General features: G+C 51.5%; 15 protein-coding genes. 12 read left to right on the plus strand and 3 right to left on the minus strand.

Features of this window, described 5'->3' with window-relative positions; translation table 11 throughout:
- Positions 1–343: 343 nt before the first annotated feature.
- Positions 344–1,057 carry a tRNA (guanosine(46)-N7)-methyltransferase TrmB gene (gene trmB / locus PUR_RS07010; protein WP_179034617.1) on the plus strand — a complete coding sequence of 238 codons (714 nt, stop codon included), beginning with the start codon at positions 344–346 and terminating at the stop codon, positions 1,055–1,057.
- 293 nt (positions 1,058–1,350) lie between these two features.
- Here the strand turns inward: trmB and PUR_RS07015 are convergent, their stop codons facing one another.
- Positions 1,351–1,878 (minus strand): phosphatase PAP2 family protein, encoded by a 528-nt coding sequence (locus PUR_RS07015; RefSeq protein ID WP_179034618.1) that lies wholly within the window; start codon positions 1,876–1,878, stop codon positions 1,351–1,353.
- A gap of 423 nt (positions 1,879–2,301) precedes the next feature.
- Here PUR_RS07015 and PUR_RS07020 point away from each other — a divergent pair, with 423 nt between their 5' ends.
- The 4 genes from PUR_RS07020 to rplT all read left to right on the plus strand — a co-directional run bounded on the left by PUR_RS07020 (position 2,302) and on the right by rplT (position 4,955).
- A complete protein-coding gene (locus tag PUR_RS07020) occupies positions 2,302–3,540 on the plus strand; it encodes a glycosyltransferase family 2 protein (RefSeq protein WP_179034619.1) in 1,239 nt (412 codons plus the stop codon).
- Positions 3,541–3,831: 291 nt separating this feature from the next.
- A complete protein-coding gene (gene infC, locus PUR_RS07025; protein ID WP_025333810.1) occupies positions 3,832–4,329 on the plus strand; it encodes a translation initiation factor IF-3 in 498 nt (165 codons plus the stop codon).
- Between the two features lie 31 nt (positions 4,330–4,360).
- On the plus strand, positions 4,361–4,561 hold the full coding sequence (rpmI, locus tag PUR_RS07030; protein WP_042205713.1) for a 50S ribosomal protein L35: 201 nt from the start codon (positions 4,361–4,363) through the stop codon (positions 4,559–4,561).
- 34 nt (positions 4,562–4,595) lie between these two features.
- Entirely contained in the window at positions 4,596–4,955 is a 360-nt protein-coding gene (gene rplT / locus PUR_RS07035) for a 50S ribosomal protein L20 (RefSeq protein ID WP_025333812.1), read from the plus strand.
- Between the two features lie 91 nt (positions 4,956–5,046).
- Here rplT and PUR_RS07040 read toward each other — a convergent pair whose 3' ends face one another.
- Positions 5,047–5,589 carry an acyl-CoA thioesterase gene (locus PUR_RS07040; protein ID WP_442953784.1) on the minus strand — a complete coding sequence of 181 codons (543 nt, stop codon included), beginning with the start codon at positions 5,587–5,589 and terminating at the stop codon, positions 5,047–5,049.
- A gap of 304 nt (positions 5,590–5,893) precedes the next feature.
- Here PUR_RS07040 and PUR_RS07045 point away from each other — a divergent pair, with 304 nt between their 5' ends.
- The 5 genes from PUR_RS07045 to PUR_RS07065 all read left to right on the plus strand — a co-directional run bounded on the left by PUR_RS07045 (position 5,894) and on the right by PUR_RS07065 (position 11,397).
- Positions 5,894–6,970, plus strand: coding sequence for a BMP family lipoprotein (locus PUR_RS07045; RefSeq protein ID WP_179034621.1), 1,077 nt, complete (start codon positions 5,894–5,896; stop codon positions 6,968–6,970).
- A gap of 285 nt (positions 6,971–7,255) precedes the next feature.
- Positions 7,256–8,794 carry an ABC transporter ATP-binding protein gene (locus tag PUR_RS07050; protein WP_179034622.1) on the plus strand — a complete coding sequence of 513 codons (1,539 nt, stop codon included), beginning with the start codon at positions 7,256–7,258 and terminating at the stop codon, positions 8,792–8,794.
- Entirely contained in the window at positions 8,787–9,860 is a 1,074-nt protein-coding gene (locus tag PUR_RS07055) for an ABC transporter permease (protein ID WP_179034623.1), read from the plus strand. Before PUR_RS07050 ends, PUR_RS07055 begins: the two co-directional genes overlap by 8 nt.
- Positions 9,861–10,820, plus strand: coding sequence for an ABC transporter permease (locus PUR_RS07060; RefSeq protein ID WP_179034624.1), 960 nt, complete (start codon positions 9,861–9,863; stop codon positions 10,818–10,820).
- A 232-nt stretch (positions 10,821–11,052) separates the two neighbouring features.
- A complete protein-coding gene (locus PUR_RS07065; RefSeq protein ID WP_179034625.1) occupies positions 11,053–11,397 on the plus strand; it encodes a hypothetical protein in 345 nt (114 codons plus the stop codon).
- A gap of 12 nt (positions 11,398–11,409) precedes the next feature.
- Here PUR_RS07065 and PUR_RS07070 read toward each other — a convergent pair whose 3' ends face one another.
- A complete protein-coding gene (locus PUR_RS07070) occupies positions 11,410–11,868 on the minus strand; it encodes a GNAT family N-acetyltransferase (protein WP_179034626.1) in 459 nt (152 codons plus the stop codon).
- Between the two features lie 587 nt (positions 11,869–12,455).
- On the opposite strand from PUR_RS07070, the gene ilvB reads away from it, so the two are divergent.
- Entirely contained in the window at positions 12,456–14,198 is a 1,743-nt protein-coding gene (gene ilvB / locus PUR_RS07075; protein WP_179034627.1) for a biosynthetic-type acetolactate synthase large subunit, read from the plus strand.
- Between the two features lie 2 nt (positions 14,199–14,200).
- Positions 14,201–14,686 carry an acetolactate synthase small subunit gene (ilvN, locus tag PUR_RS07080; protein ID WP_232101748.1) on the plus strand — a complete coding sequence of 162 codons (486 nt, stop codon included), beginning with the start codon at positions 14,201–14,203 and terminating at the stop codon, positions 14,684–14,686.
- Positions 14,687–14,834: the final 148 nt, after the last annotated feature.

Below are 14,834 nucleotides of genomic sequence, written 5' to 3' on the forward strand. Positions count from 1 at the left end.
CTATGAGTTGTTGAAATTAGGGACCCCAATTCCAAATACAACAGGGAAGGAATTTCCTTTGCTTTCGCCGCTGGCGGGAGTTCGGGAAATTCCTTTTTCTTTTTCGTTTTTTCATCTTTACTTTTTGCAGTAAGTTAGGCACAATATTGCAGTTGACAGTGATTAAACTGAAATGTTGAAAATCCAATTCATCCCATTGCAAGGCTTTCTTGAAATATCAGAAAGTATAAGCTTCGCGCTTATCCTTGACCTGATATTTCTACGAGAAACGGTGCCGTCTTCTGAAAGACGGCGATGCCGTTTCTTCTTGACTAAATTTTGTTGGATATTGAAAGGAGTAAACATGCGTTTACGCGGAAGAAAAGGAATACGCGAAAGTCTGGAGCAGCAGACCGATCTGGTCGTGCTCGACCCTCGCAGCCACAAAGGACAATGGGCCGGAGTTTTTGGAAACGACCGCCCGATTTATGTCGAGTTCGGAATGGGAAAAGGGCAGTTCATCAGCCGGATGAGCCGCAAGTACCCGGAGATCAATTTCATCGGCGTGGATATGTACGATGAGCTGATCCGCCGCGCCGCGGAAAAAGCCCGGAACGAATGGGAACCGGAGGGGCTGGAAACGCCGCCGAATCTGAAACTCGCGCTGGCCAATATCGACTATGCGGAGGAAGTGTTCGCTGAGGGAGAACTGCAGCGCATTTATCTGAACTTCAGCGATCCCTGGCCGAAAACGAAGCATGCCCGCCGCAGATTGACGCATCCCCGTTTTTTGGACAAGTACCGCGGGCTGCTCAACCCTCTGGGGGAAATTCATTTGAAGACGGATTCGCGCAGTCTGTTCGAATTTTCCCTGAACGCCTTTGCCGACTACGGCCTGCAGATGACGAACATTTCGCTGGATCTGCACGCGGGAGGCATTAACGAGGAGCATGTCATGACCGAATATGAAACCAAGTTCGTCGGCCAGGGCATACAGATCCACCGCTGCGAGGCGATTGTCGGAACAGAAGCGCTGGAACGCTATCAAGCCTTGCGTTTGGACAAATACAGACTATAACCCGGGATTGCCGCTGCTTGAAAGGCAAATGGCAGCCGCCGGAAGATAGCATACCTATAACAAAAGAGGGTCCTTCAGCCTAGGCCGGCAGAACCCTCTTTTGTTATCTCTCCATTCAATTTGGCTTCGGGCGCTTAGCCTCGTTTTTTCAGAAGATTGTCCACGATCTCCGGCCGATGCCGGTGAACAATATTTTTTGCAGGCCGGGTATAAAAAAGCCGGTGCAGGGCAAGCGTGGTAAGAATGATTAACGAATTCCGTTCTGTAAAACATAGCATGTCTGGAACGCGGCCTCAACTCCACAAGGCGACCGTGCCTGCAGCGACCGCGGCGCCGATCAGAGCGCCTGCCGCCACATCGGAGGGATAATGGAGCCCAAGATAGATCCGTGAGAATCCCACCGTCATGGCCAGCGGAAGCAGAATGAAGGCCAGAGCGGGAAACGCCGCCATATAAGGCACAGTGGAGGCGAAGATGGCCGTCGTATGCCCGGACGGAAACGAATGGTCCTTGAGCGGATTGCGGAACGTATTCGTTCCGGGCATCGCCAGGTAAGGACGGGCCCGAGGATACAGCTTTTTGGCGACGGCGACGGGAAGATGGCTGACGGCCAGGGCGATCAGCGCCTGAAGGGCAGGCAGCTTTAACTGGGGCGGGGCAAACGCCCACACCAGAAGGCTGATCCCGACGCTGGCGGTCGCTCCGCCCAGATGGGTCAGATAAAAGAGCCAGAAATTCAGATGACGGTTGTGCAGCCGTCCGTTGATCCAATGAAACAGGCGCCGCTCTGCAGTAAGCAATTTTAACATTTTAGGTCTCATAGTGGTCCCTCCGTTAGTAACGGCAGCCGGATAACCGGCCTTAATTAGGATAACCCGCTTTAGCCTGTACAACTAACATCATCATACTTTTTTGCAAGAGCCGATTTCAAGAAAAAGGTCGGTTTTGCGCGAAAAATGACAGCTTTGACTTAGAGTGCCATTAAGCCGTACAATGATTCAAGCGGTCTTTCCACGTTTATATGGTAACAGAGAAAATCAAGCGTTTTGTAAAGTTGGGACACTGGGAAGAAATACCATATCAGCGGTATATATAAAAAAGGCTAAGCCCGCTGAGAATACCCGCTGAGAATAAAAGCGGATTTCTCGTCTGAAGTTCAAGCTTGCAACAAAAGGGTCATTAACCGCGTTCTAAGGTCAAAGAAAAAAAGAACCTGAACCAAAAAAAGGGGGCATCAAAGGATCATGACAGATGCAATTTTTGTAACGCTCCAAGTGGTCTTGGCGTTAATCGCGATTTATCAGTTCGGATTCTCGTTGTTCGGACTGCGCAAGAAAAAGAAAAAGGAGTTGTTCCCTCCGCAAAAATCGTTTGCGGTGCTCGTGGCAGCGCATAACGAACAAGAAGTGGTCGGAGCGCTCATGGAAAATTTGAAGCAGCTGAATTATCCGAAAGAACTTTACGACGTATTCGTCATCTGCGATAACTGTACGGACGCAACGGCCCGCATTGTTCGGGAGCATGGCATGAACGCCTGCGTCCGAACCAATAATAACCTGAGAGGCAAAGGCTACGCCATCGAGTGGATGCTGGGGAACCTTTGGGAGATGCCGCGCCAATACGATGCCGTCGTGATGTTCGATGCGGACAATCTGGCCCATACCGATTTCCTGATGGAGATGAACAACGATCTCTGTTCCGGCGCAAAAGTCATCCAAGGCTACATCGATACGAAGAATCCCGAGGATTCTTGGATCACCGCAGCCTATGGCATCTCTTACTGGTATATTAACCGTCTCTGGCAGCTGTCCCGCCACAATCTGGGAATGGCCAACTTCCTGGGCGGAACGGGCATGTGCTTCGAAACGAATCTGCTCAAGGAAATGGGCTGGGGAGCAACCAGCCTTGTAGAGGACCTGGAGTTCACCATGCGCAGCGCGTCGAAGGGCGTATATCCCGAGTTCAACTACGACGCCAAAGTATTTGACGAGAAGCCGCTCACGTTCAAAGCCTCGTCCAGACAGAGGCTTCGCTGGATGCAGGGGCATTTTACAGTCGCCCGTCGCTATTTCTTCCCTCTGCTATGGCAGAGTATCAAAGAGCGGAGCCTGACCAAATTCGACCTGGCCCTGTACGGCGCCAACGTATATATCGTGCTCCTTACGTTCCTGATGACCGCGGTCATGTGGATCGACAGCTCGCTTCTCGGCGGGCCGCATATCGCCAACCTGTACGGACACTTGCCTTTGTGGCTCAGCTATGTCGCTATCGGCGCCAATATATTCACCTTTTTCATATCGATGATTCTCGAGAAGGTGACGTTCAAGAAGGTGTACGCCTATATGCTGGTCTTTCCGATTTACCTGATTTCATGGTATCCGATTACGTTCTACGCGTTCTTTACGCAAAACAACAAGCAGTGGAGCCATACCAAGCATACCCGCGTCGTTCGCCTGGAGGAAGTTCAAAGCAAGCAGGGCTAGTGCCTGCAATTAAAAGACGCCAAATTAATGGTTGACATCACTGCGCCGAATATTGTATAGTATTCAAGTGTGCTAAATATGTCGGAGATTATAAGCAGAAGCACCGGCTTCTCACCTGATCGGCTTTAAGCCGGCTGGTTTTGATCTCAATGCTTTATGAATGTGGTTCGTTCATGAACGTTGATCAAACGGGTTGTCGGTAAATTCCGGCGACCCGTTTTTTAATGGGAAGAAGCTGTTATATCTATAGCCAATCAGATCCGGAGGTGGAGAATTATCAGTAAGGACCATATGATCAATGATGAGATTCGGGCGAAAGAAGTCCGTTTGGTTGGTGCGGAAGGAGAACAAATCGGGATTAAACCGATCCGCGAAGCGTTGCAAATGGCAATAGATCTTAATCTGGATTTAGTCAATGTAGCGCCGCAAGCGAAACCGCCGGTATGCCGCATCATGGATTACGGGAAGTTCCGTTATGAGCAGCAGAAGAAAGAGAAGGAAGCCCGCAAGAACCAGAAGATTGTGGACATCAAGGAAGTCTGGTTCCGCGCGAACATTGAAGAACATGACTATCAGACCAAGTTCCGCAATGTGGTCAAGTTTCTGAATGAGGGCGACAAGGTGAAATGCTCCGTCCGCTTCCGCGGACGTGAAATTACCCATGCGAATATCGGTCAGAAAATTCTGGAGCGCGTCAAATTGGAAGTGGCCGAGATTTCCGTTGTGGAGCGCCAGCCCAAGCTGGAAGGCCGCAGTATGATCATGATTTTGGCCCCCAAATCATCTTAACAAGCAGCATAACTATTGAGGAGGAAACACAATGCCTAAAATGAAAACTCACAGCAGCCTGAAGGGCCGCTTTAAAATTACCGGAACGGGTAAAGTAATGCGCTACAAAGCTTACAAAAACCATCTGCTGTCCCACAAGTCCAAGCGCGCTAAACGGGTTCTGGGAACAAACCCTGAAATGGCTCCTGGTGATGTAAGACGCCTGAAGCAAGGCCTGGCTAACTTGAAATAGTTTTTATTACACAATTTTTGGGAGGTTTATTAATATGGCAAGAGTTAAAGGCGGCTTCGTCGTTCGTCGTAAACATAAAAAAGTACTGAAACTGGCAAAAGGTTACTTCGGCTCCAAACACCGCATTTTCAAAACCGCTAAAGAACAAGTAATGAAATCGTTGGTATACGCATACCGCGACCGTCGTCAAACGAAACGCAACTTCCGCAGACTGTGGATCGTTCGTATCAACGCTGCAGCCCGTCTGAACGGCCTGTCCTACAACAAGCTGGTACACGGCCTGAAACTGGCCGGAGTGGACATCAACCGCAAAATGCTGGCTGATCTGGCTGTAAACGATCTGAACGCATTCAACTCCCTGGCTACCGTAGCCAAAGAGAAGATCAACGCGTAAGCAACTTTTTGAGATATGAAAAGCACCGCTTCCCGGGATTCCCGTGCAGCGGTGCCTTTTTTGTGAAAATTTATGCGTATGCGGAAGCCGATTACTCCCAGTATTTTGTCGTTATAAGCTGGGCAGCCAGCTTCTTGCTGGCGGCGCGTCTGACTTTCCGCAGTTCAGACCGTTCCTCCGCTAAATCGCTGATCAGCTTCTCTTCGTCCGTCTCGGGGATAACAGCGGGTACGGGGGCGGGCTTGCCGTCAGGACCGATGGCTACAAAGGTAAGGAAGGAAGTGGCCGCCACGGCACGCTCTCCGGAGTATAAATTTTCGGCTATGACCTTAACGAATACCTCGATGCTGGTACGGCCGGTCCAGGAGACAAAGGATTCGAAACAGAAGGAGTCGGTAGGCCGGATTGGGGACAGAAAGTCGACGGAGTCGGTGGAGGCGGTAACGACATTGCATCGGCAGTGGCGCATCGCGGAGATGGAGGCGACTTCATCTATGTTGCTCATCAGCTTCCCGCCGAAAAGGGTTTGGTGGTTATTAACATCGTTGGGGAAGACACGCCCCGTTTTGAATACGCGCGACTCCCGGCAGTACTTCGAAGCCGGAGCTGCCGGCTGGGATGATTCACTCATCATGATCGGCTTCCTTTCCTTGGAATGATAAACATATATAATAATAGAGTTTACCAGATTGTGCAATACTATTTATGTTTGCTTCAGGGAGACATTGAGGACGGTGGAGGTAAGATGACATGAAGGGGGCATATACATAACACAACACGTAATAGAAAGCGATTTCTTGAGGGGAAATGCAAATTTTTATTAACCAAAGGTCATTAATTTACTGGATTTTACCGTTTTTAACCGTTATAATTTGTTTCAATGGCATGTCCAAGGAGAACACAGAAGACATCCAATTTCTTAAGGGGGATAACAATCGATGAAAAAAGTTTTCAAGCTGTCTCTCGTTATGCTGCTTGCTTTCACGGTCATTCTGGCCGGATGCGGAAGCAACAATAACAACGCGTCCGGAGACACAAACACTAACACAGGCACCAACACTGAAACCAATACGGGCGCCGGCGAAGCCACTACAGACAACTCCAACATCAAAATCGGTATGGTTACCGACGTTGGCGGCGTAAACGACAAATCGTTTAACCAATCCGCTTGGGAAGCCCTGCAAGCTCTTGAGAAAGAAAACGGCGTTAAGGTTCAATACCTGCAAAGTAAATCCAATGCGGACTATGAGCCGAACCTGAACCAATTCGTTAAAGACGGTTATGCTCTTACCTGGGGCATCGGCTTTGACATGGGCGACTCCTTGAAAAAAGTTGCGAGTGAGAATCCCGACGCCAAACTAGCCATTATCGATAACGTAGTAGATGCTCCCAACGTCGAGTCCGTTACCTTCTCCGAGAACGAAGGCTCGTTCCTGGTAGGCGTGGTTGCCGGTTTGACGACCAAGACGAACAAGATCGGATTTATCGGCGGAGCGGAAAGCCCGGTAATCAAACGTTTTGAAGTGGGCTTCATAGCGGGAGTTGCGGCGGTTAATCCAACTGCAAAAGTAACGCCTACTTATGCCGGCGCTTATGACAAGCCGGATATCGGCAAATCCCTAGCTGCTACTTTGTACGATGCAGGCAATGACATCATCTTCCCTGCGGCAGGCGCAACGGGCAACGGCGTATTCAACGAAGCTAAATCCCGCAACAAAGCCGGAGGCACGAAAGTATGGGTAATCGGCGTAGACAAAGACCAATCGCTCGAATTTGGCGACGATGTAACGCTGACTTCCATGATGAAACGCGTTGACGAAGCGGTTAAGGTTGTTTCCAAACAAGTTATCGACGGTACTTTCAAAGGCGGCAGCACTACCGTGCTCGGTTTGAAAGACAACGGCGTAGGTCTGCCGGATACTTCTAAAGCCAACGTGAGCGCCGACATCCTGGCTAAAGTCGACGATTACAAACAACAAATCATTGACGGTAAGATTACTGTACCTTCCGAATAATTCTTTTCTATAATTGAATAAGATCGGAACAAGAATCAAGGCCGGTTGTATAGCTGGCCTTGTTCTTAGTTAGGCGGGCGACTTTTATATCAAGGCCCGTCCCATCCGGTACGGCTACCGTCTCGCAAGAGGCGGTACAGCCGTGTCTAAAGAAGATATTCGAACTGTCGTTATTGTATCTATTTTTTATACTCCCCGCACGGGTTCCCGGGACGACCCCCAATATATGGGCTCAGGGACAAACAGCGGCTTTGCTGAATTATAATCTGTAATGAGGGTGATTCCATGAGTGCTGCGGCTCCTGTCGTAGAGTTGAAGCAAATCACGAAACGTTTTCCCGGTATCGTCGCCAATGACTCTATCAGCCTGACGCTGGAGAAGGGCGAGATTCATGCGCTGCTCGGCGAGAATGGGGCAGGCAAATCCACATTGATGAATATCGTATTCGGACTGTATCAGCCCGATGAAGGCAGCATTGAAATCGGCGGCAAACCGGTTATTATCGACAGTCCCAATAAAGCCATCGAGCTTGGCATCGGCATGGTGCACCAGCATTTCAAGCTTGTAGACCCTTTTACGGTAACCGAGAATATCATTCTTGGAATGGAGCCGAAGAAAGGCCTTAAAATTGACTATAAATCCGCAGCGGAGCAGGTTCGCAAGCTGTCGGAGCTGTACGGTCTTCAAGTTAATCCGCATGCCAGAATCCATGATATCTCGGTAGGGATGCAGCAGCGTGTGGAAATTATGAAAACCTTGTACCGCGGTGCGGATATTCTTATATTTGACGAGCCTACCGCCGTGCTTACTCCTCAGGAAATCAATGAACTTATGGCGATTATGAAGCGACTCGTTGCCGAGGGCAAATCCATTATTCTGATCACCCATAAACTGAAAGAAATCATGTCCATATCGGATAGGGTTACCATTATTCGCCGCGGCAAGGTTATCGACACCGTCAAAACATCGGAGACCAATCCGAACGAGCTGGCAGAGAAGATGGTCGGACGGGACGTAACGTTTAAAGTGGACAAGCAGGACCCGCAAGTCGGAAACACGGTCCTTAAACTGGACGGAGTAAACAGCAAGAACAAGGAAGGCATTTCGGTATTAAATAATCTGAGCTTTGAAGTCAAGTCAGGAGAAATTTTGGGTATTGCCGGGGTAGATGGAAACGGTCAGAGCGAACTGATTCAGGCCATCACAGGCCTCCGTAAAATCGATTCGGGTTCCATTATCGTCGAAGGGAAGGAAATAGCCAACCTGTCCCCGCGCAAAATATCGGAAATGAATGTATCACATATCCCGGAGGACCGGCATAAGCACGGTCTCGTGCTTGACTTCACCGTCAGCGAGAATATGGTGCTTGAAACCTACTACAAGAGTCCATACAACCGGAATGGTTTTATGAATAACGAAGTGATTGACAAGCATGCCGAGGAGCTGGTTCAGGCTTTCGACGTGCGAACGCCATCGATACACAACACTGCCCGTTCCCTGTCGGGAGGAAACCAGCAAAAAGCCATTATTGCGCGGGAAATAGACAAAGAACCGACCCTGCTGATTGCGGCGCAGCCGACGCGCGGCCTTGATGTAGGCGCTATCGAATTTGTGCAAAAACAGCTGATAGCCCAGCGGGATAAAGGTAAAGCGGTGCTGCTCGTCTCATTTGAGCTGGACGAAATCATGAATGTATCCGACCGTATCGCCGTTATTTATGAAGGACAAATTGTCGGCGAGGTCTATCCGAAGGATACGAATGATCAGGAGCTTGGGCTTATGATGGCAGGCAGCCTGAAGCGGGGAGGTAAAGCGGGTGAATAAGTTCAAAAAGATATTTGCGACAGACAGTTATATTGTGCCGCTTGTCGCGATCCTGCTTGGATTTCTGGTCGGCGCAATCGTTATGCTGATCGGAGGCTATGATCCAATCGCTGCCTATGGAGCCTTGTTCAAGCGCGTCTTCGGCAGCCCATATGATTTCGGCGAGGCAATCCGCGAAATGACGCCGCTGATGCTGACCGGTCTATCGGTAGCCTTTGCGTTCCGTTCCGGACTCTTTAATATCGGTGCAGACGGTCAGGTGCTGATCGGAATGACGGCGGCATCGCTCATCGGCATTAAATGGGCCGGATTGCCCTTGTTCCTTTTGGTTCCCCTTGCGGTTATCGGAGCCGGCTTGTGCGGCGGACTTTGGGCCGGTATTGCCGGTTACCTGAAAGCCAAGCGCGGCATCAACGAAGTTATCACAACGATTATGCTGAACTGGATTGCCCTTTTTCTGGCCAACTACATTGTCCGCAACTTTTTGCTGATTCCGGGGCAGAATCGGTCCGAGGATATTCCGGCTTCCATATCAATGACCTTTTTAAATTCATTCTTTGATAACGCTCGCCTTCACTGGGGAACGATTATCGCGCTGGCGGCGGCGGTGTTCTTCTACATTTATTTGTGGAAGACGAAGCAGGGCTTTGAGATGCGGGCTGTAGGCCTTAATCCCCATGCCGCCGAGTATGCGGGGATGAATGTTGGACGAAACGTCATGAAATCGATGTTTATTGCCGGAGTCTTCGCGGGACTCGCCGGAGCCGGCGAGGTGCTTGGCGTATTTCACTACCAAGCCGTGTTTGCGGGATCGCCGGGCTACGGCTTTGACGGCATCGCAGTGGCGCTGCTGGGGCTTACACATCCTTTCGGTGTCATTCTGGCCGCGATTCTTTATGGAATGCTGACTTACGGGTCGGCGGGCATGAGCTTCAATGCGGACGTTCCGCCTGAGCTGATCCGCATCGTAATCGGTTCGATTATATTCTTCATCGCGGCACAGGGGATTGTGCGCTGGGTGCTTAAGCCCTTTTACTTCAAGCGCAAGAAAGAGAAGGTGTTATAGATGGATGTGCTGACGCTGCTAGGCCAAATGCTCAATACGACGCTTGTATTCTCCACAGCGCTCATTTTCGCCGCTCTGGGCGGCATCTTCTCCGAGCGTTCGGGCGTGGTGAACATCGGGCTTGAGGGTCTCATGATGTTCGGTGCCTTTGCCGCCGCCGTCGGCGGTTATTATGCCCAGGATGCGGGGTATGCCGGCATGGCTCCCTGGATCGGCGTGCTCTGCGCCATGGCCGTCGGCGTAATTGGGGCGCTTATTCATGCCTTCGCTTCCATAACGTTCAAAGCGGATCAGACGATCAGCGGTACGGTAATCAACTTCCTTGCCGCGGGCAGTACGCTTTATCTTGTTAAGCTGCTGTTCGAAGGGGCGGGGGAAACGCCGCTGATCGACGGGTTCTATAAATACAAGGTGCCGGTGCTTTCTGAAATTCCGGTGTTGGGACCCGGCTTGTTTAATAGTTACCCTACAACCTACTTGGCGATCATTCTGGTGATTGTGGTGTATTACCTCCTGTTCAAAACGCCGTTCGGTCTTCGTCTCCGGGCGGTCGGCGAGCATCCGAGTGCAGCAGACACGCTTGGGGTTAACGTCAACCGGATGCGGTATATCGGCGTTATGCTAAGCGGCATGTTAGCCGGTATCGGCGGAGCGACGATTACACTTACGACGACAGGCACCTTCGCCCACAATACGATTTCCGGGCAGGGCTTTATCGCCATTGCGGCCATGATTTTCGGCAAGTGGAATCCGCTTGGCGCGTTCGGCGCGGCCGTGTTCTTCGGATTCTCGCAGGCGATCCGCAATTACGTTCAACAATTTGGATGGTCTCAGGATATCCCCCAGGAATTTATCTACATGATCCCTTACGTGCTGACCATTATTGTCCTTGTGAGCGCGGTCGGCCGCTCCTCGGCTCCGTCGGCGCTGGGGCAGCCTTACGATCCAAGCAAACGATAAATGGCGATCGTCCCCTTTCGTTTCAACCGCATTTCCGGTTTCAGCCGGAGATGCGGTTTTTTGTTTGCGCATTTTCTTATCCGGATAGGCAGCCTGGGCAGAGGTACAGGCGGGCAGAAGCGGCGCCGAATACACTGTCTCGAAGACAGCAATAGGAAAGCAGAGATTTTTTGGCAGCAGGGCTAATTCTGCCTGTGTGCACAGTTCTGAGAATGTCAAGAGGAGGGATATTATGACACAACTTGTGACCAAGAAGCAGGTTATGAAACTCGTGGGCAAAAATATCGTAGCGGTGAAAAAAGACGGAACGAAGGTTGCCGGCAAACTGCTTCGCATCTCGGGCAATCGTCTGATTGTGCAGCGGTCCGGAGGCAAAAAAGTACAAACGAAAGCCCTTATCCCGCTGGTGTTGTTCGACCTGCTTGCTATAGGGACCGCACCATACGCTTACGTCGGCTACGGCTATGGATATGGCAAGCCTTATGGCCCGGGTTACGGCCATGGCTACGGCTACGGCAAGCCTTATGGCTCGGGTTACGGCTACGGCGGCGGACCTAATCCCTACGGTTTTTTCTAAGACTCCAATTTTTCAAATGCCTGTCGCCTGTAAATGTTTCTCCATCTCGTAGCACATGCCCTGCGACGAATATCGGACTACGGAGTAGCCCAGCTTTTCATAAAAAGCGAGCCCGCCGGCATTCCCGATGTCTACAGCCACTTTGGATCGCCGGCATCCGCGTGATAATGCAAACCGCTCCGCCCGGTCCATGAGCAAATTTCCCCAGCGTTTCCTCTTCGCAGACGAGTGGACGGCAAGCATATCGATATACAGCAGATCTCCGTGCAGCATAAAATGGACAAAACCCAGCGGGTCGCTGTCGTAATCGCGGCTCGCCACAAGCGTCACTCCCCGTCCGAGCCGGCCAGGGAGTTCTTTTTTGACCTGGTTCAGCACTTTTGCGGGCAGATGGGACAATGGCACAAGCTCGGTCTCGATCAACCGGTGAATAATCTCATCGTCCTGTTTGGGTCTGCGGTATCGGATCACGGCGCTTCCCCCTTCCACATATTGTCGTACATCATATGATTGGCGGGGGGCTGCGGGTTCCGCCCAGGACCAAAGAGGGACAAAGCGGGGAGATCAAAATAAGGGATTGACTAACCGTGTAAGGAATCATATAATGTGTCTAAACATTTTATTGACTATATTCAACGGCAATGAAGAGGACGAAGTTTTAAGGGCTCTTTTGACCAGAGAGCGGGTGGAACTGCTGAAACCACCGCCAAAACCCCTTATATACGAGCTCACCTCGGAGCTGTTTTCCTGAAAGGTCCGCTTTTGGATTAGGCGGAATTATTAGGGAAAATCGTGTGGTCCGCGTTACGGACTTCAGGTTGCAAAGATCGGCTTTTGCCTACATCGATGGGTTTTTGCAATCCTGCCAAGGCATTGCATCGCGAGATGCATTGCAAATATGGGTGGTACCACGGAAGAACAGCCTTTCGTCCCTCACGCGCTTATGCGGCACGTGGGAGATGAAAGGCTTTTTTGATTGTATGAAGCCGGCTGGTTGAATGATAAGGGCGATCGTCGTTTGTATAGGAAGTTTGACATTTTGTAAGGAGGATGACTGAATGATGACGCAAATACCGGAAGCGCGGTCAACAGAAGAATTACGTGAGAAATGGATGAAGCCGGAAGTGATCAGCGGATCGGAGATTTTGCTCCGCAGCCTGGTGCTTGAGGGCGTGGATACCGTGTTCGGATACCCCGGCGGAGCCGTTCTGTATATTTATGACGCGCTGTATGGCTTCAGTGATTTCAACCATGTGCTGACCCGCCATGAACAAGGGGCGATTCACGCGGCTGACGGATATGCAAGAGCAAGCGGCAAGACGGGCGTATGTATCGCGACTTCCGGACCCGGGGCGACCAATCTGGTCACCGGCATTGCCACGGCGTATATGGACTCCGTTCCGCTGGTGGTGATCACGGGCAACGTTTTCTCCAGCCTGATCGGTACGGACGCTTTTCAGGAAGCGGACATTACCGGCATCACGATGCCGATCACTAAACACAGCTATCTGGTGCGCAATGTGGAGGATTTGCCAAGAATCATTCACGAAGCTTTCCATATTGCATCGACGGGCCGCAAAGGGCCGGTGCTTATCGATATTCCAAAGGACGTATCCGCGGCGAAGACGCTGTTCACTCCCGTGACGAGCGTAAATCTTCGGGGATACAATCCGCGCACGGTTCCGAACAAGCTGCAGCTCGACAAGCTGGTGCGCGCGATTTCGGAAGCCGAGCGGCCGATCATCATCGCGGGCGGCGGCGTTATTTATTCCGGGGCGCATGAGGCGATGTACGAATTCGTCAAGCGTACGGAAATCCCGATCACGACAACGCTGCTTGGACTGGGCGCTTTCCCGAGCGCCGACGAGCTGTGGATGGGCATGCCGGGGATGCACGGCACATATACGGCGAACAACGCCATCCAGCAGTGCGACCTGCTGATCAATATAGGCGCCCGGTTCGACGACCGCGTAACGGGCAAGCTTGACGGCTTTGCGCCAAACGCCAAGATTGTGCATATCGACATCGATCCTGCGGAAATCGGCAAGATTGTATCGCCTGACATTCCGATCGTAGGCGACGTCAAGACGGTGCTGGAGCAGCTTATTCCCGAAGTCGGACGGGCTGCGAACGCGGACGCCTGGAGAACGCAGATCGCCCAGTGGAAGCTGGATAAGCCGCTTCGTTACAACGATGACGGAAAAGTGCTGAAACCGCAGTGGGTCATCGAGATGATCAATGACACCACGAAGGGCGAAGCGATTGTAACGACGGACGTCGGCCAGCATCAAATGTGGGCGGCGCAGTATTACAAATTCAATCATCCGCGTTCCTGGGTGACTTCCGGCGGCCTCGGAACGATGGGCTTCGGCTTCCCTTCGGCAATTGGCGCGCAAATGGCCAATCCGGAACGGCTTGTGGTGTCGATCAACGGTGACGGCGGCATGCAGATGTGTTCCCAGGAGCTCGCCATCTGCGCCATCCACAACATTCCGATCAAGATCGTCGTTATCAATAACGAGGTGCTCGGCATGGTTCGCCAGTGGCAGAACCTCATTTATGGGAAGCGTTACAGCTATACGGATCTGGCCGGAAGCCCGGACTTCGTGAAGCTGGCTGAAGCTTACGGGGTTAAGGGGCTTCGGGCGACCACGAAGGAAGAAGCAAGGTCGGCATGGCTGGAAGCTCTGGAAACGCCGGGACCGGTATTGGTGGAATTCCTCGTATCGAAGGACGAGAATGTCTATCCGATGGTAACCCAGGGCTCGACCATCGATCAAATGCTGATGGGGGATGAATAACTGTGGCAAGAAATACAATTTCCGTGCTCGTTAACGACCAGCCCGGGGTGCTCCAGCGGGTATCGGGGCTGTTCGGACGGCGAGGCTTTAATATCGAGAGCATTACCGTCGGTCAATCGGAGGAAACCGGACTGTCCCGGATGGTCATTGTGACCTTGGGAGACGAGGAGCAGCTGGAGCAGATTGAGAAGCAGCTCTACAAGCTGATCGACGTCATCAAAGTGGTGGATCTAAGCTCCAAGCCGATGGTCGCCCGCGAGCTGGCGCTGATCAAAGTCAAAGCCGATCCTTCGGAGCGGCCGGAGATCATGGGCGTAGTCGAAACGTTCCGCGCTTCCGTCGTCGATATCGGCAGCACGAGCATGCTCGTACAGGTGGTCGGGGATACTCAGAAGATCGACGCTATGATCGAGCTGCTGAAGCCTTACGGCATCCGGGAACTGTCGCGGACGGGCGTTACCGCAATGATCCGGGGAAATGTGCAGTAGGTCTATTTTACAACTTTAACGAATTGCTGCTTTTTTGCGGTACAATATAATTTATGAACGGCATGCCCGCTAAAGAGCGGGAGCTTGAGGGGAAGGCGAACGATGTATGCCGCTTCTCTTGAAGCACCCGCTCTTTAGATGGGTTCCA

Source organism: Paenibacillus sp. URB8-2, assembly GCF_013393385.1.
In the GTDB taxonomy this organism is placed as follows: Bacteria; Bacillota; Bacilli; order Paenibacillales; family Paenibacillaceae; genus Paenibacillus_AQ.